At 72.5% G+C, this 20,429-nt stretch carries 21 protein-coding genes and 1 tRNA gene; 12 read left to right on the forward strand and 10 right to left on the reverse strand.

What is annotated here, in order from left to right:
- Positions 1 to 6 precede the first annotated feature (6 nt).
- The 3 genes from KDY119_RS02245 (at position 7) to KDY119_RS02255 (ending at position 3,677) form a co-directional block, all read left to right on the forward strand.
- Positions 7 to 1,539, forward strand: a complete 1,533-nt coding sequence (locus tag KDY119_RS02245) for an MmgE/PrpD family protein (RefSeq protein ID WP_036954653.1) — start codon at positions 7 to 9, stop codon at positions 1,537 to 1,539.
- Positions 1,539 to 2,456, forward strand: coding sequence for a methylisocitrate lyase (gene prpB, locus KDY119_RS02250; protein ID WP_036954655.1), 918 nt, complete (start codon positions 1,539 to 1,541; stop codon positions 2,454 to 2,456). The genes KDY119_RS02245 and prpB overlap by 1 nt, the downstream gene beginning before the upstream one ends.
- Positions 2,457 to 2,537: 81 nt before the next feature.
- On the forward strand, positions 2,538 to 3,677 hold the full coding sequence (locus KDY119_RS02255) for a bifunctional 2-methylcitrate synthase/citrate synthase (protein ID WP_051136948.1): 1,140 nt from the start codon (positions 2,538 to 2,540) through the stop codon (positions 3,675 to 3,677).
- 19 nt (positions 3,678 to 3,696) lie between these two features.
- Here KDY119_RS02255 and KDY119_RS02260 read toward each other — a convergent pair whose 3' ends face one another.
- The 3 genes from KDY119_RS02260 to KDY119_RS02270 are packed head-to-tail and all read right to left on the reverse strand — an operon-like array spanning position 3,697 to position 5,548.
- Complete coding sequence (locus tag KDY119_RS02260; protein WP_036954658.1) at positions 3,697 to 4,446, reverse strand: hypothetical protein; 750 nt, start codon at positions 4,444 to 4,446, stop codon at positions 3,697 to 3,699.
- The gene (locus KDY119_RS02265) at positions 4,443 to 5,051 is read right to left on the reverse strand and encodes a hypothetical protein (RefSeq protein ID WP_036954660.1); all 609 of its coding nucleotides are present in this window, start codon (positions 5,049 to 5,051) and stop codon (positions 4,443 to 4,445) included. Before KDY119_RS02265 ends, KDY119_RS02260 begins: the two co-directional genes overlap by 4 nt.
- Before the next feature lie 32 nt (positions 5,052 to 5,083).
- Entirely contained in the window at positions 5,084 to 5,548 is a 465-nt protein-coding gene (locus KDY119_RS02270; protein ID WP_036954663.1) for a DUF3592 domain-containing protein, read from the reverse strand.
- A 119-nt stretch (positions 5,549 to 5,667) separates the two neighbouring features.
- Between KDY119_RS02270 and KDY119_RS02275 the strand changes: the two genes are divergently transcribed.
- Together KDY119_RS02275 and KDY119_RS02280 are read left to right on the forward strand one after the other, a co-directional pair.
- Positions 5,668 to 7,167, forward strand: coding sequence for an amino acid permease (locus tag KDY119_RS02275; protein ID WP_322619630.1), 1,500 nt, complete (start codon positions 5,668 to 5,670; stop codon positions 7,165 to 7,167).
- Positions 7,164 to 7,865: an NADPH-dependent F420 reductase gene (locus KDY119_RS02280; RefSeq protein ID WP_227994478.1), complete on the forward strand. Its 702-nt coding sequence runs from the start codon at positions 7,164 to 7,166 to the stop codon at positions 7,863 to 7,865. The genes KDY119_RS02275 and KDY119_RS02280 overlap by 4 nt, the downstream gene beginning before the upstream one ends.
- Before the next feature lie 83 nt (positions 7,866 to 7,948).
- On the opposite strand, the gene KDY119_RS02285 is transcribed toward KDY119_RS02280, so the two are convergent.
- A tRNA-Pro gene (locus KDY119_RS02285) sits at positions 7,949 to 8,022 on the reverse strand.
- 113 nt (positions 8,023 to 8,135) lie between these two features.
- Positions 8,136 to 9,098, reverse strand: coding sequence for an NAD-dependent epimerase/dehydratase family protein (locus KDY119_RS02290; RefSeq protein WP_227994479.1), 963 nt, complete (start codon positions 9,096 to 9,098; stop codon positions 8,136 to 8,138).
- A 166-nt stretch (positions 9,099 to 9,264) separates the two neighbouring features.
- Here KDY119_RS02290 and KDY119_RS18805 point away from each other — a divergent pair, with 166 nt between their 5' ends.
- Complete coding sequence (locus tag KDY119_RS18805) at positions 9,265 to 10,116, forward strand: DUF7537 family lipoprotein (RefSeq protein WP_036954670.1); 852 nt, start codon at positions 9,265 to 9,267, stop codon at positions 10,114 to 10,116.
- 36 nt (positions 10,117 to 10,152) lie between these two features.
- Here the strand turns inward: KDY119_RS18805 and KDY119_RS02300 are convergent, their stop codons facing one another.
- Together KDY119_RS02300 and KDY119_RS02305 are read right to left on the reverse strand one after the other, a co-directional pair.
- Positions 10,153 to 11,163 carry a metallophosphoesterase gene (locus KDY119_RS02300; RefSeq protein WP_036954673.1) on the reverse strand — a complete coding sequence of 337 codons (1,011 nt, stop codon included), beginning with the start codon at positions 11,161 to 11,163 and terminating at the stop codon, positions 10,153 to 10,155.
- A 3-nt stretch (positions 11,164 to 11,166) separates the two neighbouring features.
- The gene (locus tag KDY119_RS02305; RefSeq protein ID WP_051136949.1) at positions 11,167 to 13,581 is read right to left on the reverse strand and encodes a transglycosylase domain-containing protein; all 2,415 of its coding nucleotides are present in this window, start codon (positions 13,579 to 13,581) and stop codon (positions 11,167 to 11,169) included.
- Between the two features lie 109 nt (positions 13,582 to 13,690).
- Here KDY119_RS02305 and KDY119_RS02310 point away from each other — a divergent pair, with 109 nt between their 5' ends.
- Positions 13,691 to 13,852 carry a DUF4177 domain-containing protein gene (locus KDY119_RS02310; protein WP_085998081.1) on the forward strand — a complete coding sequence of 54 codons (162 nt, stop codon included), beginning with the start codon at positions 13,691 to 13,693 and terminating at the stop codon, positions 13,850 to 13,852.
- Positions 13,853 to 13,857: 5 nt separating this feature from the next.
- Complete coding sequence (locus KDY119_RS02315) at positions 13,858 to 14,328, forward strand: RidA family protein (protein WP_036954678.1); 471 nt, start codon at positions 13,858 to 13,860, stop codon at positions 14,326 to 14,328.
- Positions 14,329 to 14,493: 165 nt separating this feature from the next.
- On the opposite strand, the gene KDY119_RS02320 is transcribed toward KDY119_RS02315, so the two are convergent.
- Positions 14,494 to 15,171, reverse strand: a complete 678-nt coding sequence (locus KDY119_RS02320; RefSeq protein ID WP_036944235.1) for a Crp/Fnr family transcriptional regulator — start codon at positions 15,169 to 15,171, stop codon at positions 14,494 to 14,496.
- A gap of 271 nt (positions 15,172 to 15,442) precedes the next feature.
- Here KDY119_RS02320 and KDY119_RS02325 point away from each other — a divergent pair, with 271 nt between their 5' ends.
- From KDY119_RS02325 to KDY119_RS02335, 3 genes are read left to right on the forward strand one after another with little or no spacing between them, the layout of a single operon-like run.
- Positions 15,443 to 16,804 (forward strand): FAD-binding oxidoreductase, encoded by a 1,362-nt coding sequence (locus KDY119_RS02325; RefSeq protein ID WP_036954680.1) that lies wholly within the window; start codon positions 15,443 to 15,445, stop codon positions 16,802 to 16,804.
- A 9-nt stretch (positions 16,805 to 16,813) separates the two neighbouring features.
- Positions 16,814 to 17,524 carry an endonuclease III gene (gene nth, locus KDY119_RS02330; protein ID WP_153021868.1) on the forward strand — a complete coding sequence of 237 codons (711 nt, stop codon included), beginning with the start codon at positions 16,814 to 16,816 and terminating at the stop codon, positions 17,522 to 17,524.
- 56 nt (positions 17,525 to 17,580) lie between these two features.
- A complete protein-coding gene (locus KDY119_RS02335; RefSeq protein WP_227994480.1) occupies positions 17,581 to 18,087 on the forward strand; it encodes a heme-degrading domain-containing protein in 507 nt (168 codons plus the stop codon).
- Positions 18,088 to 18,130: 43 nt separating this feature from the next.
- Here KDY119_RS02335 and KDY119_RS02340 read toward each other — a convergent pair whose 3' ends face one another.
- Both KDY119_RS02340 and KDY119_RS02345 read right to left on the reverse strand, forming a co-directional pair.
- Complete coding sequence (locus KDY119_RS02340; protein ID WP_194174314.1) at positions 18,131 to 18,844, reverse strand: DUF6318 family protein; 714 nt, start codon at positions 18,842 to 18,844, stop codon at positions 18,131 to 18,133.
- A complete protein-coding gene (locus KDY119_RS02345) occupies positions 18,844 to 19,506 on the reverse strand; it encodes a hypothetical protein (RefSeq protein ID WP_153021870.1) in 663 nt (220 codons plus the stop codon). Before KDY119_RS02345 ends, KDY119_RS02340 begins: the two co-directional genes overlap by 1 nt.
- A gap of 119 nt (positions 19,507 to 19,625) precedes the next feature.
- Here KDY119_RS02345 and KDY119_RS02350 point away from each other — a divergent pair, with 119 nt between their 5' ends.
- On the forward strand, positions 19,626 to 20,417 hold the full coding sequence (locus KDY119_RS02350) for an MBL fold metallo-hydrolase (RefSeq protein WP_227994481.1): 792 nt from the start codon (positions 19,626 to 19,628) through the stop codon (positions 20,415 to 20,417).
- The last annotated feature ends 12 nt before the right edge of the window (positions 20,418 to 20,429 follow it).

The raw sequence follows: 20,429 nt of genomic DNA on the forward strand, positions 1-20,429 counted from the left end.
GACACGATGCCCACCACCCACACCGTCCGCGTGCATCCCAGCGCGGACGACCTGCCCCGCGAGGACCAGCTCGCCTGGAAGCTCGCGGAGCTCGCCGCCGACCCCGTCGACGTCACCCCCGAGGTGACGGACATGGTGATCAACCGGGTCATCGACAACGCGTCGGTGGCGGTCGCGAGCCTGACCCGGGCACCCGTCGTGGCGGCGCGCGCCCAGGCGCTGAGCCACCCGTACGTCCCCGGTTCCACGGTGTTCGGCAGCCCGCTGACCACCCGCACGAGCCCGGAGTGGGCGGCCTGGGCGAACGGCGTCGCGGTGCGCGAGCTCGACTTCCACGACACGTTCCTCGCTGCGGAGTACTCGCACCCGGGCGACAACATCCCGCCGGTGCTCGCCGTCGCGCAGCACGCGGGGACGTCGGGCCACGACTTCGTGCGGGGCGTCGCGACGGGCTACGAGATCCAGGTCGACCTGGCCCGCGCGATCAGCCTGCACGCCCACAAGATCGACCACGTGGCACACCTCGGCCCGTCCGCCGCCGCGGGCATCGGCACGCTGCTCGGGCTGCCGGCGCAGGTGATCTTCCAGGCGGTCGGCCAGGCGCTGCACACCACCACGGCGACGCGGCAGTCCCGCAAGGGGCGGATCTCGACGTGGAAGGCGTACGCGCCGGCGTTCGCGGGCAAGGTCGCGGTCGAGGCCGTCGACCGGGCGATGCGCGGCCAGACCAGTCCCGAGCCGATCTACGAGGGCGAGGACGGCGTGATCGCGTGGCTGCTCGACGGCCCCGACGCGTCGTACGAGGTCATGCTCCCGGACGTGGGCGAGCCCAAGACCGCGATCCTCGACACCTTCACCAAGGAGCACTCGGCCGAGTACCAGGCGCAGGCGCTGATCGACCTGGCCCGCGCGCTGCACGCCGAGCACCCCTACCTCGCGGATCCGGCGAACGTCGCCCGGATCGTCATCCACACGAGCCACCACACGCACTACGTCATCGGCTCGGGCGCGAACGACCCGCAGAAGTACGACCCGCACGCGTCGCGCGAGACCCTCGACCACTCGGTCCCGTACATCTTCACGGTCGCCCTTCAGGACGGCGGCTGGCACCACGTCGCGTCGTACGCGCCCGAGCGGGCGGCACGCCCCGACACGGTCGAGCTCTGGCAGAAGGTCACGACCGCCGAGGACGCCGAGTGGACCCGCCGGTACCACTCGACCGACCCCGCGGAGAAGGCGTTCGGGGCACGCGTCGAGATCGAGCTGGCCGACGGCGGCCGGATCGTCCGCGAGCTCGCCGTTGCCGACGCTCACCCGCTGGGCGCCCGTCCGTTCGCCCGCGCCGACTATGTCCGCAAGTTCCGCACCCTCGCCGACGGGCTCGTCGAGCCCGAGGAGGTCGAGCGGTTCCTCGACCTCGCGCAGCGGCTGCCCGAGCTCGCGGCGGGGGAGCTGCGCGAGCTGACCGTCGTCGCGGCGCCCGGCGTGCTGGAGTCCGTCCCGAGCCCGCGCGGGCTCTTCGAGCTGGGAGGCAACTGATGCTGTACGCGACGACGACGGCGGCCGACAAGCGGGTCGCGTTCCGGTCCGCGCTGGACCGGGCCGGGAGCGAGGGGCGGGTGCTGCGGTTCCCGGGCGCCTTCAACCCGCTGTCCGCGCGGCTCATCGAGGACAAGGGCTTCGACGGCGTGTACGTGTCGGGGGCGGTGCTGTCCGCGGACCTCGGTCTGCCCGACATCGGCCTCACGACGCTCACGGAGGTCGCGCAGCGGTCCGGGCAGATCGCCCGCATGACGAACCTGCCGGCGCTGGTCGACGCCGACACCGGGTTCGGCGAGCCCATGAACGTGGCGCGCACCGTCCAGGAGCTCGAGGACGCCGGCCTGGCCGGCTGCCACATCGAGGACCAGGTCAACCCCAAGCGGTGCGGCCACCTCGACGGGAAGTCCGTCGTGGACCTCGAGACCGCGCTCAAGCGGGTCCGGGCCGCCGCCGACGCCCGCCGCGACCCCAGCTTCCTCGTGATGGCACGCACCGACGTGCGCGGATCGCTCGACGGCGACGCCGGGATGCGGGCCGTTGTCGACCGGGCGCGGGCGCTCGTCGACGCCGGGGCGGACGCCATCTTCCCCGAGGCCATGAAGGACCTCGCCGAGTTCGAGGCCGTCGCGTCCGCCGTCGACGTCCCGGTGCTCGCGAACATGACCGAGTTCGGGAAGTCGGAGCTCTTCACGACGCGGCAGCTCGCCGACGCGGGCGTCCGGATGGTCATCTACCCGGTGACGCTCTTGCGGATCGCGATGGGCGCCGTCGAGCGCGGGCTGGACGAGATCGCCGCCGAGGGCACGCAGGCGGGGCTCGTCGAGGGCATGCAGACTCGTGCGCGGCTCTACGAGCTCCTCGACTACGCGGCCTACAACACGTTCGACACGAACATCTTCACCTACCGCCCCTGACCCGCGGGAACCTGTCAGGCGCAGGCCGCTCCCCGCCCCGGCGAGCGCCTGACAACTCGATCCTCACGAAGGAGTGACGCCATGACCGGCACCACCAGCACCGCCGACGCCCCCGCGATCCGCAAGGGTCTCGTCGGCGTGATCGCCGACGAGACCGCGATCTCGAAGGTCAACCCCGACACCAACTCGCTGCTCTACCGCGGGTACCCCGTCCAGGACCTCGCGGCCCACGCGTCGTTCGAGGAGGTCGCGTACCTCCTGTGGCACGGCGAGCTCCCGACGACGGCGCAGCTCGCCGAGCAGACCGCCACCGAGCGGGCGTCGCGAGCCCTGGCACCGGTGGTCCGCGACGCCGTCCTCGCGCTCCCGACGACGTGCCACCCCATGGACGTCGTGCGCACCGCGGTGTCGGTGCACGGCGCGAACGACCCGCAGGCCGAGGACTCGTCGCCCGAGGCGGAGCAGGCCAAGGCGCTGCGACTGTGGGCCGTGCTGCCCGCCGTCGTCGCGCTGGACCAGCGGCGCCGCCACGGACTCCCGGAGGTCGAACCGCGCGACGACCTGTCGTACGCCGAGAGCTTCCTCTGGCTGACGTTCGGCGAGGTGCCCGACCCGGTCGTCGTGCGGGCGTTCGAGGTCTCGATGGTCCTGTACGCCGAGCACTCGTTCAACGCGTCCACGTTCACCGCCCGGGTCATCGCGTCGACGCTGTCCGACCTGCACTCGGCCGTCACCGGCGCCGTCGGGGCGCTCAAGGGTGCGCTGCACGGCGGCGCCAACGAGGCCGTCATGGCGACGTTCGAGGAGATCGGCACCGCCGACCGCGCCGAGACCTGGCTCGACGAGGCGCTCGCGGAGCGGCGCAAGATCATGGGCTTCGGGCACCGCGTGTACAAGCACGGCGACTCCCGCGTCCCCACCATGAAGGCGTCCCTCGACGAGCTCCTCGAGCACACCGGGCGCCAGGACCTCGCCGAGCTGTACGACGCGCTCGAGGCCGCCATGACCGAGCGCAAGGGGATCCTGCCGAACCTCGACTACCCGACCGGCCCCGCGTACCACGTCATGGGCTTCGACACCCCGACGTTCACGCCGCTGTTCGTCGCGGCCCGTGTCGTCGGGTGGACCGCGCACGTCATGGAGCAGCACGCGCACAACGCGCTCATCCGGCCGCTGTCCGCGTACGCCGGGCCCGACCAGCGGGAGGTTCCGGAGCGCTGAGCCCGAGCGTGGCGCGGCGTCAGTCGGTCGGCTCGGCGCAGATCTCCTCGGCGAGGATCAGGGGAGAGGCTTGCCCGGTCGCGGCTCCGGTGCCCGTCACCCAGGTGTAGAGCGGAAGCGCGAGGGTTACGACCTGGGTGGTGGTGACCCCCAGCGACGTCACACGCAGCCCGATCGAGTCCATGCGGGCCGTTCCGGTGCCCTCACCCGTGATCGTGAGCACCGGGTACACGAGGCGCAGGCGCACGCTCGATCCCGCCGTGACGCTGACCTCGTCTGTGATCGTGGTCGCGGTCGGTGTCGGGAGACCGTTGGGCTCGTCCGGGGTAGCCGTCGTCGGGGTCGGTGTCCGCCCGACCGAGTCGGCCTCGAACGCACCTCGCCGTGCGTCAGTCAGTCGGAGCGTGACCGGCCATCGGCCGCGGTTCGTCAGCGTGACCACGTCGTGCGGGTCGTCGGCGAGGTGCGTGACGTCCTCCTCGCCGGTTCTGTCGGGTCTTGCCTCCTGCACTGCCGCCCGGCTCCCGCCGGAGCACATCAGGACCGGGGCGTCCGTCCAGCCCACGCCTGCGTCGACGACGTCCACGTCGCGGCCGAGGCGCTGCCACTGCACGGCGGCGAGGGCCAGGGCGACGACCACGACGAGTGCCGTAGTCCAGCGCCACGGATGCTTGATCCGGCGGGCGGGTGGACTCGCCGACGTGGCGTCGTCGGGGTCGTCGACGACGACCTCGACGGTGCTGTCCCCCCGGTCCCGTCGGCGGATCACGAGCAGCGGTATTCTGCAGGCGGGGTCGACCCGCCGTAGAGCACGACCCGCTCGGGAAGCGCAAACGACTGCGACGTCGTCGTGCCGAGCGTCGTGGTGTGGAGCTCCACCTGCTCGAGGGCCGTCGTCGTGCCGGTCGCGGGCTTCGGCGCGGGAGACGCGGCCGAGACGACCAGGTACACGGACTTCCCGGTCGGGACGGACACCGAAGCGCTCGTGTCCGGCGGGAAGGTGCCCGGCGCGTCGCCGGCCTCGACGACGTCGGTGAAGGACACCCGCAGGTCGGCCGTCGAGTCGGCCGACACCTTGACGGGGAACTGCGACGTGTTGCGCACGGCCACGGCGTAGAGCGCCGAGCCGTCGGTGACGTTCTCGTCCGTGGACCCGTGGAGCGAGACACCGACGCCGTCGCAGCTGACGGTGGCGGGCGAGCTCCAGCTCGTGCCCTCGACCTCGAGCGACGGGTTGCGCGAGAGCACCTGCCAGCCCACGACCACGACGACGGCGAGCAGCGCGGCGAGCCACGGCGTGAACCGGCGCCAGCCGGTGCGCGGCGTGGGCTCGTTCGGCACGTCGCCGGCGAGCGGGTCGGGGGTGGTGGGCACGGCGGTCCTCCGGGTCGGTCGCGGCGGGAGGGTCAGAACGGGGAGCTGTTCAGCAGGCTCTGCGAGAACACCACGAAGCCGCCGACCAGCACGAGGAAGACGATGGCGACGACGACGCGGACCCCGGCCGACCCGGTCCCCATCCGTGCCCCGCTCGGCGCGATGAAGCGTTCGGGCCGTTCGGGGTCGTAGAGGACCCGCACGTCCTGGCCGGACCGGTCGAGCATCCCGATGTCCGAGTAGGTCGGGACGGCGCGGATCCGGCGTCCGTCGAGCGTCGGGAACTCGACGGTCTCGACGAGGGTCGAGCTCACCCGCCGGTCGTCGCCGGTCCCGGTCGTCGAGTGGCTGACGTGACTGGCGACGACGGTTCCGCGCGACTCCTGGCCGGAGCGCTGCAGCGCCCGCACGGCGCTGATCTCTCGGACTGCCCCGACGATCATCCAGAGCAGCACGAGCGCGACGAGGGCGGGGACGACGACGAAGGCGATGCGCACCGGGTCACCTTAGCGGCGCTTCGTGGGTGCCGTCGGACCTCGAGCGTTTGCCGAGGTCGACCGCCCGCGCGACAGTGGAACCGCAGGTCACCGACCGTCCTCGTCCCGAGGGAGTGGCTATGAGCGTGTTCCGCACGAAGTCCGTCGAGGCGTCGATGGCCGACGCCGACGAGTCCGAGCACCAGCTCAAGCGCGAGCTGTCCGCCCTCGACCTCACCGTGTTCGGGGTGGGCGTCATCATCGGGACCGGGATCTTCGTGCTCACCGGTCTCGCGGCGAAGGAGCACGCCGGACCCGCGGTCGCCCTCTCCTTCGTGGTCGCGGGGATCGTGTGCGGGCTCGCGGCGCTCTGCTACGCCGAGCTCGCCTCGACCGTCCCGGTGGCCGGCAGCGCGTACACGTTCGCGTACGCGACGTCGGGCGAGATCGTCGCGTGGATCATCGGCTGGGACCTGCTGCTCGAGATGGCGCTCGGTGCGGCGGTGGTCGCGGTCGGCTGGTCGCAGTACTTCTCGAGCCTGCTCGACACGATCGGGTGGCACCTGCCCGCGTCGATCGCGGGCGGCGACGGGGCGTTCATGGACCTGCCGGCGCTGCTCGTCGTCCTGGTCCTCACGGTCGTGCTCGTGCTCGGGGTGAAGCTGTCGGCGCGCGTCAACTCGGTGATCGTCGCGATCAAGGTCGCGATCGTGCTCTTCGTGATCGTCGCCGGGCTCTTCTTCGTCAAGGCGGCGAACTACCACCCGTTCGTCCCGCCGTCGACGCCCGCCCCCGACACCAGCGGCCTCCAGGCCACGCTCTGGCAGACGATCCTCGGGAGCGCACCGGCCAACTTCGGCGTCGTCGGCATCTTCACCGCCGCCGCCATCGTGTTCTTCGCGTTCATCGGGTTCGACGTCGTCGCGACGGCCGCGGAGGAGACCCGCAAGCCCCAGCGCGACGTGCCTCGGGGGATCATCGGCTCTCTGGTGATCTGCACCGCGCTCTACGTCGGGGTGTCGCTCGTCGTCGTCGGCATGCAGAAGTACACGGAGCTCAACCCGGACGCGCCTCTCGCGGAGGCGTTCAAGTCCGTCGGCGCGAACTGGGCCGCGACGATCATCACGGTCGGGGCGCTCGCCGGCCTGACGACCGTCGTCATGATCCTCATGCTCGGCCAGTCGCGGGTGCTGTTCGCGATGTCCCGCGACAACCTCGTGCCCCGCGGCCTCGCCACCGTGCACCCCACGTTCCGCACGCCGTACCGGATCACGATCCTGATCGGCGTCGTCGTGGCCGTGCTCGCGGCGTTCATCCCGCTGTCGGCGCTCGCGGAGCTCGTGAACATCGGGACGCTGTTCGCGTTCGTCGTCGTGTCGATCGGGGTGATCGTGCTGCGCCGCACCCGGCCTGACCTCGAGCGCGCGTTCCGGGTCCCGTGGGTACCCGTGCTGCCGATCGCCTCCGTCCTCGCGTGCCTCTACCTCATGCTCAACCTGCCGGTCGAGACGTGGCTGCGGTTCCTCGTCTGGATGGTGATCGGGTTCATCATCTACTTCTGGTACGGGAAGCGGCACTCGCGCGTGCCCGACGACGCCGCGGGGGAGGTACCGGCCGGAACATCGCCGCGCTCGTCGTGATTGCAGCAGGTGACCTCGACGAGAAGGAGAGCACCGTGCGGATAGGCATCATCGGAGCGGGCAAGATCGGCGGGACGCTCACGCGGCGGCTCACCGCGCTGGGGCACGACGTGCGAGTCGCGAACTCGCGGGCGCCGGAGACGCTGGCGGACCTCGCGGCCGAGACGGGGGCGACCGCCGTGTGGGCGAAGGACGCGGCCGACGACGCCGAGCTGGTGATCATCAGCATCCCGGAGCGTGCGGTGCCGGACCTCGCGCCCGGGATCGTCGACGCGCGGCGCCCAGGTGCGCCGGTGATCGAGACGAACAACTACTACTGGCAGCGCGACGGCCGGATCGACGGCATCGAGGACGCGGACGTCCCGGAGAGCGTGTGGGTGTCGTCGGTGCTCGGGGTTCCGGTGTTCAAGGTCTTCAACGGCATCAACTGGACGCACCTGCGCGACCGGGGCACGGCGCCCGGGGCCGCGGGCCGGATCGCGCTGCCGATCGCGGGCGACGACGACGGTCGGCAGCTCGTGTCCGAGGTCGTGGACGCGCTCGGGTTCGATCCGGTCGACGCCGGCCCGCTGGCCGAGTCCTGGCGGCAGCAGCCCGGGACGCCCGTGTACGGAGCGGACCTGGACGCCGAGGGCGTCGTGCGGGCGCTCGCCGACGCGCCGCGCGAACGGCCCGAGCAGTTCCGCGCGCCGCGCTGAGCCGACGGCGCGAGCGCGCCGTCGGCGCCGCCCGAGAACGACGGAAGGCCCGGAACCGTTGCGGTTCCGGGCCTTCCGGCTAGTCGGGGTGACAGGATTTGAACCTGCGACCTCCTCGTCCCGAACGAGGCGCGCTACCAAGCTGCGCCACACCCCGAGGTCGTGCGCCGGGCGCTCGTCACGAAGGACGAACCGCTTCCGGAGCCTGCCCAGGATAGCCGACGCGCGGCCCCTCGACGAAATCCGATCTCCCGGCCGGGGGCGGGGCGGTCACGGGAGGTCGAGCTCGGGGAGGTCGAGGACGTGCTCGGCCTCGAAGCCGAACAGCCGACGCGCGGGCTCGAGGTCCAGCGGTACCGTCCGACCCGGCAGCGGACGGCGCACCTCGACCCCCGGCCAGTAGCGGGCCAGGAGGTCGCTGGTGCGGTGGGCGGCGTACGTCGTCGGAGCGGCGACGAACGTGACGTGCACCCCGGGCTCCGCGGGCGAGAGCGCCAGGTCGGCGGCGCGCGCGGCGTCCCGGACCTCGAGGTACGACCACAGGTCGCGCGCGGTGACGCCGAGGTCGAAGCCCGTCCCCGAGACGAACGCGGTGAGCCGGTCGTCGAGGCCCGGGACCTCCCCGAGCCCGCCGACCATGGGATAGCGCAGCACGCTGATCGTCGTGCCGTGCCGGCGGTGCATCGCGTGCGCCGTGGCCTCGTCGGCGACCTTCGACAGCGCGTACGGGTCGGCCGCACGCGTCGGGACGTCGGCGTCGAGCGGCAGGTACGCGGGCACCGTCGGGACGGGGGAGAAGCGCAGGCCGACGGCGTTGATGCTGCCCGCGACCACGACGTGCCCCACACCCGCCGCCCCCGCGCCCTCGAGGACGGCAAAGGTCGACGCGGTGTTGGTCGTGAAAACCTCCTGGGCGCTGCCCTGCGTCGGGGCCGGGATGGCGGCCAGGTGCACGACCGCGTCCACGCCGTCGAGCGCGTGCGTCACCACCCGCGGGTCGGCCGCGTCGCCGACGACGACCCGGTCGCAGGTCGTCGGAGCGGCGTCGGGTCCGTGGCCGGTCGCGAGGTCGCCCGGGTCGTCGCGCACGAGCGCCGTCACCGGGATCCCGCGCGAGGCGAGGCGCCACAGGACGGCCCTGCCGATCAGGCCGGCGGCGCCGGTGACGAGGACGCGCCCGTACGTCGGCGGCGTGGGCGGGGGTGCGCCGACGGGAGGCAGAGAGCTCGGCACGGTGCCTCCTCGCTGGGTGGTCGCGCCCGGAGGGCAGGCGCGTCCGTGCAACGTAGGGCGCTCCGAACGGGCGCGGCAACCGGACCGGTGCGGGCGCGGGCCTCGGACTGGGCCTCGCGCCCGGTACGGTGGGCGGAGTCCGCTCTGCACCGACCCGGAGGTTCCTGTGCGTCGTCGTCCTCTCTACGGCCTGGCCGCGCTCGCGGTCGGGGCAACGCTGACCCTCGCCGGCTGCTCCGGAGGTGGTGGCGACGCCGCGACCGACGCGTCGCCCGCGACGTCTGCGGCAACGTCTGCGGCGGGCTCGACGTCGGCCGCGGACGGCGGCGCAGCGCAGACGACGGCGCTCACGGCCGACGACTTCGCCGAGCGGATCGCCGCGGCCCAGAAGGAGAAGAAGTCCGTCCAGCTCGCGATGACGACGACGCTCGCGGGTCAGAAGGTCGCGGTCGAGGGCAAGGTCGACCTCGGCGGCTCCACGCCCGCGATGGACGAGACCATGACCATCCCCGGCATGTCCACCATGAAGGTCCGCGCCGTCGACGGCATCGTCTACATGAACCTGGGCACGCTGTCGAAGGACAAGTGGATCAAGGTCGACCCGAAGGACACGACCAACCCGCTCGCATCGCAGTTCAGCGGGATGATCGACGGAGCCGACCCGACGCAGCAGGTCGAGGCGCTCAAGGGCGCCATCGCGTCGGTGAAGCAGAGCGGCTCGCCCGAGACGGTCGACGGCGTCGAGGCCCAGAAGTACGTCGTCACCGTCGACACGGCGAAGCTCGGCGGTGCGCTCAAGAGTCAGCTCGGGTCGACCGGCGCCTCGCTGCCGAAGACCATCACGTACACGTACTGGGTCGACGGCGACGACCTCGTGCGGAAGGTGGACGCCGACGTCTCGGGCGCGAAGGTCGACATGACCTTCAGCCACTGGGGCGAGCCCGTGACGGTCACCGCGCCTCCCGCGGGCGACATCCTCCCCGGCGGCCTCGACGACCTCACGTCGCTGACGAGCTGACCTCGGCCAGGAGCGTCAGGCGAGCGACCGTTCCCGTCAGGCTCGTGCGGTCAAGCGCAGCAGGACCGCCTCCGGGCGGCAGGCGAAGCGGACCGGCGTGTACGGGCTGGTGCCGAGCCCGGCGCACACGTTGAGCCACGTCGAGCCGGCGCCCGCCGGGGTGTCCGGGCGGGCGCCCGGCCAGCCGTGGAGGCCGCTCGCGCGCTCGCGGTCGACGTCGCAGTTGGTGACGAGCGCGCCGTAGCCCGGGACGCAGAGCTGCCCGCCGTGGGTGTGGCCTGCGAGGATCAGCTCGGCGCCGTCGTCGTACATCTGGTCGAGGACGCGGACGTACGGGGCGTGCGTGACGCCGAGCCTCACGAGCGGTTCGGCGGTGCTACCGACGCCGGTTGAGGGATCCCCGTCCGGGGCGTCCGTCCATGCGTGCGGCGGAACCGACGCGGGGACGCGGGGCGGAAACACGTCGCGGTCGAGGTGCGGGTCGTCGACGCCGACCAGCTCGATCCGCCGTGCGGCGCCGTCGGGGCGGTCGTCGAGGTCGACGACGTCGCGCCGGTTCGTCAGGTCCTTCCAGCCCGCCCCCCGCAGTGCGGCGGCGAGGGCGGCAGCCGGGAGGTTCGGCGGGTTCACGACCGGACCCTTGCGGGCGTCCCGCTTGAGGTAGCGCGCCGGGTTCTTCGGCATGGGCGCGTAGTAGTCGTTCGAGCCCATGACAAAGGCACCGGGCGTGCTCATCAACGGCTCGAGCGCGTGGAGCAACGGTCGCAGCGCGTCGCGGTGGGCCATGTTGTCGCCCGTGTCCACGACGAAGTCCGGGCGTAGCGACGCCAGGTCACGCACCCACGCGATCTTGTCCGCCTGGGTCGGGACCAGGTGCAGGTCGGAGAAGTGGAGGATCGTCAGGTCGGGCTGACCCGGTGGCAGGACCGGGACGGTCCTGTCCCGCAGCGTGTACTGGCGCGCCTCCCACAGCGCGTACCCCAGCCCTGCCGCACCCGACGCCGCCACGAGCCCCAGCGCGCCGAGCGCGCGTCGTCCCGCGGTCACCGGCTACTTGCCCCCGCCGTGCTTGTCGCCGCCGCCGTCGTCCTTCGACCCGCCGCCGTTCAGGAGGTCCTTGATGCGGTCCCCGAGGTCTTCCTTCTTGTCGTCGCTCTTGGTGTCACTCTTGTCGTCGTCGCCCTTGTCGTCGTCGCCCGTGTCGGAGTCCTTGCCCTTGTCGTCGTCGGAGCTCTTCGGGGGCGTGACCGTCTGCGGCTTGCCGACAAGGCTCGAGTCGGGGGAGGGGAAGGCCTCGTTGGGCTCGCCCTTGAGGGCCTCGTCCATGTAGGCCTTCCACGTCGGCGCCGAGATCGTGCCGCCGTACATCCACCGCTGCTCGGTCGGGACGTACTTGGATCCTGCGACCGTGACGTTGTGGAGGTCGATCTCGTACTCGGCGTTCGTGACGACGACCGCCGTCGAGAGCTGCGGCGTGTAGCCGACGAACCAGACGGCCTTCGACCGCTGCGCGGTTCCGGTCTTGCCGACCGCCGTTCGGCCGTCCGCAAGCTCGTTGCCCTTCGCGGAGCCGCCCTTCAACACGTTGGACAGTGCAAACGTGATGGTCGACGCGATCTTGGGGTCGAGGGCGTTCGAGTCGCAGTGGGCGCTCGGAACCTGGAGCTTCTTGCCCTTGGCGTTGGTGATCGAGGTGATCGCGACCGGCTCGCAGTACGTGCCGTCCGACGCGAGGGTCGCGTAGGCCGCGGCCTGCTGGAGCGGAGAGGTGTTCTGCGTGCCGAGCGCCATCGACGGGCCCGTCACCTCGACCTTCGACTTACCGCTCTCCGAACCGCGGAAGCCCATCGATTCCGCGGTCTTGGCGATCCCGCACATGTCGAGACGGGTCTCCATGTCCCCGTACGCAGCGTTGACGGAGTCGTACGTGGCCCGCAGGACGGTCATATTGCCCGTCTCGCTGCCGTCCGAGTTGCCCACGGTCCAGGGGCTCCATCCACGAATGCAGGAAGCGTGGAACGCCGAGGTGGGGAACGTCCGCGGAGTCCCGTTCACCGTGGAGTAGAGCGAGTGGCCCTCCTTCAGCCACTCCGCCAGGACGAAGACCTTGAAGCTTGAGCCCGGGGAGAAGCCCTTCGAGCCACCATGGTCCTGGTCCGCCGCGAAGTTCACGGAAGATCCGTTCTTGATCGGCTCGGCCGAGCCGTCGAACGGGCGATTCTGGGCCAGCGCGATGATCTTGCCTGTGCCAGGTTCGACGGACGCCAGAGCACTCTCGAGCTGGAGCTTGACGACCTTCCCCTGCTTGTTCGTCGTCGTCGACTTCTTCCCGACCGGGACGGCGTTGCGGACCTTCTTGGTCGCGATCTTCTGGTCCCGGAGGTTGATCGTCGTGACGATCTTGTAGCCACCCTTCTTCAGGGCGTCGAGCCGCGCGTCGGCCGTCTTGCCCCACGAGGTGAAGGCGCCGTCGTCGTTGTTGGAGATGACGCGGGTCACGTAGTCGCAGAACAGCGCGGCCGCGGTGGCGGGCTGGCAGCCGTTCGTGATCGACGCCTTGTCGATCTTCAACGACTTCTTGATCGGCGTCGCGACGGCTTCGTCGTACTGCTTCTTGGTGATGTAGTTCTGCGCGTACATGTCGTTCAGCACGATGTTCCGGCGTCGCTGCGACTCCGAGGGGTGGAGGGTCGGGTCGTAGTCGCCCGGCCGCTGCGTGATGCCGGCGATCGTCGCCGCCTGGACCGGGGTGAGCTTCGCGGCCGTCGTCGAGAAGTAGTACTCCGCGGCCGCCTCGACGCCGTAGACCTTGAGGCCGTACTGGGCGATGTTGAGGTAGCCCTCGAGGATCTGGTCCTTGGTCATGTTCTTCTCGAGCGAGATCGCGAGCTTCGCCTCACGGAGCTTGCGCTCGTTCGTCTTGCCGCGAGCCGCCTCGAGCGCCGCCGCCTTCTTGGCGGGGTCGGTCTCGGCGAGCGCGTTCTGGATGAGCACGTTCTTCACGTACTGCTGCGTCAGCGTCGACGCGCCCTGCGTGTCGTCCGACGTCGCGTTGTTCACCAGGGCACGGAGCGTGCCCTCGACGTCGATCCCGCCGTGCTGGTAGAAGCGCTTGTCCTCGACCGCCACCTGGGCGTTCTGCATGTACTTCGAGATCTTCGAGAGCGAGACGTCGGTGCGGTTCTGGTCGTAGAACCGGGCCAGGACGGTCTTGCCGTCGCTCGCGTAGATCGTCGACGTCTGCGGCAGCGGCTTCTGCTCGAGCTCCGTCGGGAGGTCGTTGAACACCTCGATGGAGGTGTCGGTGACGGCCTTCGCGCCCGCCACGGCGGGGATGAACAACCCGGCCGCGAGCACGCCACCGACGCCCGCGACGAGCACGAACGCGAGCAGCAGGGCGATGAGCTGGAAGGCGTTGACCTTGTGGCCGCGGGGGCGAGAGGGCGGAGCCGCAGGAGAAGCCATGGTGCCTAGGCTACGTGAGGCACCTGCGCCTCCCCGGGCGGTGAACGCGACGGGGTTGTGCGGGTTTCGTGTGAGCGCCGTCCTCGCGCGGCGCGGCTACGCTCGGGTCATGGCGAAGACCTGGGAGTACGCGACGATCCCCCTCATCATCCACAACACCAAGGCTGTGCTCGACCAGTGGGGCGCGGACGGGTGGGAGCTCGTCCAGGTGGTGACCGGCCCCGACGGCAACGGCCTGGTCGCCTACCTCAAGCGCCCGACGGGGGAGTGAGCCCTGTGGCGTCGGTCGAGGCCCGGCTCGCGGAGCTCGGCATCACCCTGCCCGACGTCGCCGCCCCGGTCGCGGCGTACGTCCCGGCGGTCCGCAGCGGGAACCACGTCTACGTGTCCGGCCAGCTCCCGTTCGTGGACGGCGCGCTCCCCGTCACGGGGAAGGTCGGCGAGGGAGAGGGGCTGGTCCCGCCCGCCGACGCCGCAGCCCTGGCCCGCGTGTGCGTCCTCAACGCGCTCGCCGCGGTCCGCTCGATCTCGGGTTCGCTCGACGGCGTCCGCATCGTGAAGCTCACGGGCTTCGTGGCGTCCGACCCGTCCTTCACGGGTCAGCCGGGCGTGGTCAACGGCGCGAGCCTGGCCCTGGGCGAGTGGTTCGACGACGCGGGGATCCACGCCCGCAGCGCGGTCGGCGTCTCGGTCCTCCCGCTGGACTCCCCGGTCGAGGTCGAGCTGATCGCGGAGCTCCCGGCCTGACCCGAGGTGCGCCGGCGTCGTGACCGGCCACCTGCTCCCCGAGCACCCCGACGAGAGACGGCGGTCGCCCACCGAGGGCGACCGCCGTCGTCGTGCGTACAGAGAGACGCGGAGGTGACCCGACCGCAGAGCCGGGGCCTGGCGGCGGCGACCCGAGCGTCGGGCTCAGCGAGCCCGACGCTCCAGGCGGTCCACGTCGAGGAGGACGACCGCCCGGCCCTCGCGCCTCACCCAGTGGCGCTGCGTGAAGTCCGCCAGGGCCTTGTTGACGGTCTCGCGGGACGCCCCGACGAGCTGTGCGAGCTCTTCCTGCGTGAGGTCGTGGGCGACGCGGACGCCGTCGGCGGTGGGTTCGCCGAACTTGCTCGCGAGGTCGAGGAGCGCCTTGGCGACGCGGCCGGGGACGTCGGAGAAGACGAGGTCGGCGAGCGAGTCGTTGGTGCGACGCAGGCGCTGCGCGAGCGCGCGCAGCAGGTGGCTGGAGACGCCGGGGTGCTCGGTGAGCCACGCGATGAGCTGCTTGTTGTGGAGCTCGTAGAGCAGCGCGTCGGACACGGCGGACGCGGTGGCGGTGCGGGGCCCGGGGTCGAAGAGGGAGAGCTCGCCGAACATCTCCCCGGGGCCGAGCACGGACAGGAGGTTCTCGCGCCCGTCGGGCGCTCGGCGTCCGAGCTTGATCTTGCCTCGCGCGATCACGTAGAGACGGTCGCCGGGTTCGCCCTCGTGGAAGAGGACGTCGCCACGACCGAGCGTGACCTTCTGCATCGACTCGAAGAGCTTGCGCGTCTCTTCGGGTTCCATGGTTGCGAAGAGGGGGGCTTTGAGAACAACCTCGTCGTCCACGCCGTTGGTCCTTCGTCGTCGTCGCCGGTGCTTCTGGGGGGCCGGCTGGGGGTGGCCGCTGTCCGGCGCGACGCCGTCGCGGTCACCTACAGTCTGCCGCATCCTGCGAGGTCATGCGGCCAGGTCGGGCCCGAGGGGTGTCGGGCGGGGCCGGGCGGCGCGGCCGGTGGTCACATCGCGTGCCTCTCGCGCGTCTTCCTGACGTCGGACGCGCCTGCGACCGACCCCCGGCGCTCGCAGCGGCGGGGTGACGACTCTCAGGAGCGAACCCATGGACCTGCCGCTCGAATCCTTTGCCCGTGACTTCCCGGGCGTGGTCGCCGGACCGGCCACCGCTGACTACGAGACCGGTCGTCGTGCGCTGCTCGCGCTGGGGAGCCCCGCGGCGGTGCTCCGGCCGCGTGGCGCGGAGGGTGTGCGGGCCGCGCTCCGTCTCGCCTCCGACGCCGGGGTGCCGCTCTCGGTGCGCGGGGGCGGCCACGGCTTCGCCGGGTTCTGCACCAACGACGGCGGTGTCGTCCTCGACCTGGCGGACCTCGGGGGCGTCGAGGTCGTCGACGGGGAGCGGTACACCGTCCGGGTCGGGGGCGGCGCGACGTGGGGTGCGGTCGCGGACGCGCTGGCGTCGTCCGGGTCGGCGATCTCGTCGGGTGACACCCGGTCCGTCGGGGTCGGCGGACTCACCCTGGGCGGCGGGATCGGCTGGAAGGTGAGGAACCGGGGGCTGGCGCTGGACAACCTGGTCGCAGCGGAGGTCGTGACGGCGGACGGCCGGGTGCTGCGCGCGAGCGAGTCGGAGCACCCGGACCTGTTCTGGGCTCTCCGCGGTGGCGGCGGGAACTTCGGGGTCGTGACCGCGTTCGAGTTCCGGGCTCACCCGACGACGGAGGTGTTCCACGGGACGATCCGGTTCCCCGCGGCGGAAGCGCACGACGTGCTCCACGGCTGGGCCGAGCACCTGCGCGTCGCGCCGCTCGAGCTGACCTCGACCGTCGAGCTCGCGAACCCGTTCGAGGGTGGTCCCGACGCGCCCGTCGCGGTCGGTGTGGTGTTCGACGGGGACGACGTGCGGCTCGCCTCCGAGGCCATCGACCCGCTCCGTGCGCTCGGCACGGTGCTCGCGGACGACGTCGCGCTCGTGCCGTTCGGAGAGGTCCTCGTGGACGGTGCGCTGCCGCCGCTGGGCGTCCGGTTCGTCAGCCGGAACGCGTTCGTGGACCGGTCCGGCGTCGACGAGGCCGTGCGGGTCCTCGCCGACGCGGCGACGTCGCCGGGTGCGCCCGCCGTGTCCGTCCGGAGCGTCGGGGGAGCGGTGTCGAGGGTCGCCGACGACGCCACGGCCTACGCGCACCGCAGCGCCGAGCTCATGGTCGCCACGACGGTGGGCGGGCCGCCCCCGATGGTGGAGGCCGCCGTCCCGGGCCTCGACTCGCTCTGGGCGCGGTTGGCGCCGCACGTCGGCGGGTCGTACGCGAACTTCCTCACCGGCGCGGCCGAGGGCGACGTGGCGGCGGTCTATCCGGCGGCGACGTACGAGCGGCTCGCGGAGGTCAAGCGTCGCTACGACCCCGACAACCTCTTCGCGCGGAACCACAACGTCCGGCCCTCCGCGATGTCGGTGGCTGCGCCGTAGGGTGGCGCCATGGCCGCATCCCCGAAGGGTTCCTCGTCCGCTGCGGCGCCGCGCATCGTCCCGGCGAAGCCGCCGACGACGCACCTGGGCCTGGTCCGTCGGGCGCGGCGGGTGGACCGGGAGCTCGCGGAGACCTACCCGGACGCCCGGTGCGAGCTGGACTTCACGAACCCGTTGGAGCTGCTGGTCGCGACGGTCCTGTCGGCGCAGACGACGGACGTGCGCGTGAACCAGGTGACGCCGACGCTGTTCCGCCGGTTCCCGGACGCCGCGGCGTACGCGGGCGCCGACCGCGAGGAGCTCGAGGGCATCCTCAAGCCGCTCGGGTTCTTCCGGGCGAAGTCGGCGTCGCTCATGGGCCTGGGGCAGGCGCTCGTGGAGCGTTTCGACGGCGAGGTGCCGGGTCGGCTGGAGGACCTGGTGACGCTGCCGGGCGTGGGCCGAAAGACCGCGAACGTGGTGCTGGGAAACGCGTTCGGGGTGCCGGGGATCACGGTGGACACGCACGTGAAGCGGGTGTCCCGCCGGCTCGGCTGGACGGAGGAGACGGACCCGGTGAAGATCGAGACCGCACTGGGCGATCTCATCGAGCGGCCGGAGTGGACCATGATGTCGCACCGGCTGATCTTCCACGGGCGCCGGTGCTGCTTCGCGCGCAAGCCGAACTGCGGCGGGTGCTCGGTCGCGGCGTGGTGCCCTTCGGCGGGCACGGCGGGCTGACGGCCGGCGGGGCCGGCGCTGCGCGGCGCCCCCGCGACCGGTGGCACGATGCGTCCATGACCGCGGACGCGAACCCCACCCCGATGCCCGACGCCGACCTGTCCGCGACCATCGCGGCACTGCAGGAGCAGGAGCGCGAGCTCGTGTTCCGGACCTTCACCAACGACGACGCCTGGCGGCTGGGCTGCCTGCTCGTCGAGCGCGCCCGGGCCGAGGGCCTGGCCGTGGTCGTGGACGTCCGCCGCGGGGAGCAGCAGCTCTTCCACGCCGCCCTCGACGGGACCAGCGCGCACAACGACTCGTGGGTGCAGCGCAAGGCACGGGTCGTCGCCCGGTTCGGCGTGTCGACGTACCTGGCGAACCTGCGCGAGGTGGCGCGCGGGCGCACGTTCGGGCAGGCGCACGAGCTCCCGTTCCTCGAGTACGCGGCCGCCGGGGGAGCGTTCCCCGTGCGGGTCGCCGGGGTGGGCGTGGTCGGCTCGGTCGCCGTGTCCGGGCTCACGCAGCACGAGGACCACGAGCTCGTCGTCACCGGGGTCCGCGCGTTCCTCGCGGACGCCTGACCACCTCGGGCTCCGGCGCGGTGCAGGGCGACGCGGCAGCCGGTCACGCGAGGCTCGCGCGCACCACCTGCCAGCCTTCGCCGCCGTGCCGCACCGTGATGTCGAGGAGGTCGGGCAGGGAGTCCGGGTCGTCGTTCCCGCTGTAGACGTCGACCCCGTCGCCTGCGGCGGGCGCAGCGGACGGGTCGCCGCGGGTCGGCGGGTCGGTGCTCGCCGCCTCGTGCCGGACGCACGCTTCCTGGCGTTGGGCCACGGTGACCACGAAGGTGTCGGGTGCGTCCGTCGGGGTCGTCCGCACCGCCTCGGCTCGCATCGCGCACCCGACGTACCGCACCACGCCGGCCTCGACGAGCCGCATCGACGCGGCCTTGTCCTGGCACCAGCCGCTCTCGGTCGAGCACAGGGCGGCGAAGTCGTGCCAGTCCCCGCTGAGGAGACCGTACGGCTCGAGCTCGAGGACGTAGACGGCGGCCGCCGACGCGCCCCGCTCGTCCGAGCGTTCGAGCGCTGCGGGCCGAGCCGGGCGCGCCGGGCGCCCCTCCGTCCCACCGTTCCGGTCGGGTGCCGAGGTGTGGGCCTGCGGCGCGCGGGCGTCGCTGGACGAGGGGACCGCGGCCGTCATCGGGCGGGCCGGGGTGTCGTGCGTGGCGAGCGCCGCCGCGAGCACGCCCGCGACCAGGACCGCCGCCGCGACGCCGGCGACCGCCCGGTCGCGGCGCCGTGCCCGCGCGGCGAGCGTCTGCCACGTCGTCCGCATCAGTCCCACCACAGCCGCCACCACCGCTCGTCGTCCGCCCGATACACGGGGACGATCTCGTCCGGGCGACGCGCGCCGTCGTCGTCGAGACCGAGCTCGTCGACCACGTACGACCACAGCCGCTCGCAGTCGCACCCGTCGTCGTGGCGGCGGGGCAGCCGGACGTCGTCGTCGAACCGGACGTGCACGCCCTCCGCAGTGACGCGCTCGTCGCAGCGACCAGGCCCGACGGCGTAGCCGTGGACGTCCAACCGGTCGGGGCGGGTGGCGGTCGCCTCGAGGATCGCGCGGAGCGTCGGGGCGTCGTTCTGACGCCCGTCGAGGTCGGACGGCGAGAGCACGTCGAGCAGCTCGCCGGCTGCCTCGCCGTCCAGGCGGGTGAAGGGGACGATGTCCGTCGGGCCCGGCGGGTCGACGAGCAGGCCGCGCACGAACGGCTCGACGAGCTCGGGGACCGTGGACCCGAGGAGGCGCCCGTGGTGGTGGTCCGGAGCGGGCGTCCCGAAGCGGACGCAGTCCTCGGGGTCGTGCTGCTCGAGGTGCGCCTGCCAGACCGCGCGCAGCGCGGGCACGTGGCGCGCGATGGGGGGAGGGCTCGGGTGGTCGGTGCGACGCCCGGGTGGCTGGCGTCGGGCCGCGGGCCTCGTCGTGGTCGGTGTCATGCGGGGAGTCTGGTGCGCGACAGCCTGGCGTGCGTCGGGCCGGACGGGCGCTGTGCACGGGTGCCCCGGGAGCACGCCGGTGGGTGGCGCTCGGCCGTTGTGCCCGCTAGGTTCGCGCCGTGCCACGGGAGCTCGTCGAGGTCGCGCCGGGGGTGCTCGTCGCCACCAGCCGGACGATGACGACCACGTCGACCGTCGTCGTGCACGGCCGTGACGCGCTCCTCGTCGACCCGGCCTGGCACCCCGACGAGCTGGCCGCGCTCGCCGACGAGATCGACACCCGAGGACTCCACGTCGTCGCCGGGATCGCGACCCACGCCCACCACGACCACCTGCTCTGGCACCCGCGGTTCGGCGACGTCCCGCGCTGGGCCTCTCCCCGCACGGTCGAGCTCGTGCAGGCCCGGCGCGCCGCGCTCCAGGTCGCCGTGACCGACGGCGAAGGGTCCGCGGACGTCGGCAGCGACCCCTGGACGTCCGAGCTGCTGGACCTCGTCGGAGAGGTGCGCTCGTTCCCCGTGCCGCCTGCCGGGCTGCCGGGGGAGCCGGAGCTCGTCGTGCACGACGCCCACGCGCCCGGTCACGCGGCCGTCTGGCTCGGCGGCGCCCGGGTGCTGCTCGCCGGCGACATGCTGAGCGACGTCGAGCTGCCCCTCCCGTTCGAGCCCGACGACCTGCCCGCCTACCTCGCCGGGCTCGACCGCCTCGCCCCCTACGTGGCGCGAGCGCGCGTCGTCGTGCCGGGGCACGGGCGGCCGACGTCGGACGGCGTGGCTCGGCTCGAGGCCGATCGTCGGTACCTCGACGCGCTGCTGTCCGGGCGGGACCCGGACGATCCGCGGCGCGCTCTGCCGGGGATGGCGGAGGCGCACGCGCGGGTCGCAGCACTCGCGGACGCGCTACGACGCTGACGGCGCCGCGGC

The sequence above is a fragment of the Luteimicrobium xylanilyticum genome (assembly GCF_009429125.1).
In the GTDB taxonomy this organism is placed as follows: Bacteria; Actinomycetota; Actinomycetes; order Actinomycetales; family Cellulomonadaceae; genus Luteimicrobium; species Luteimicrobium xylanilyticum.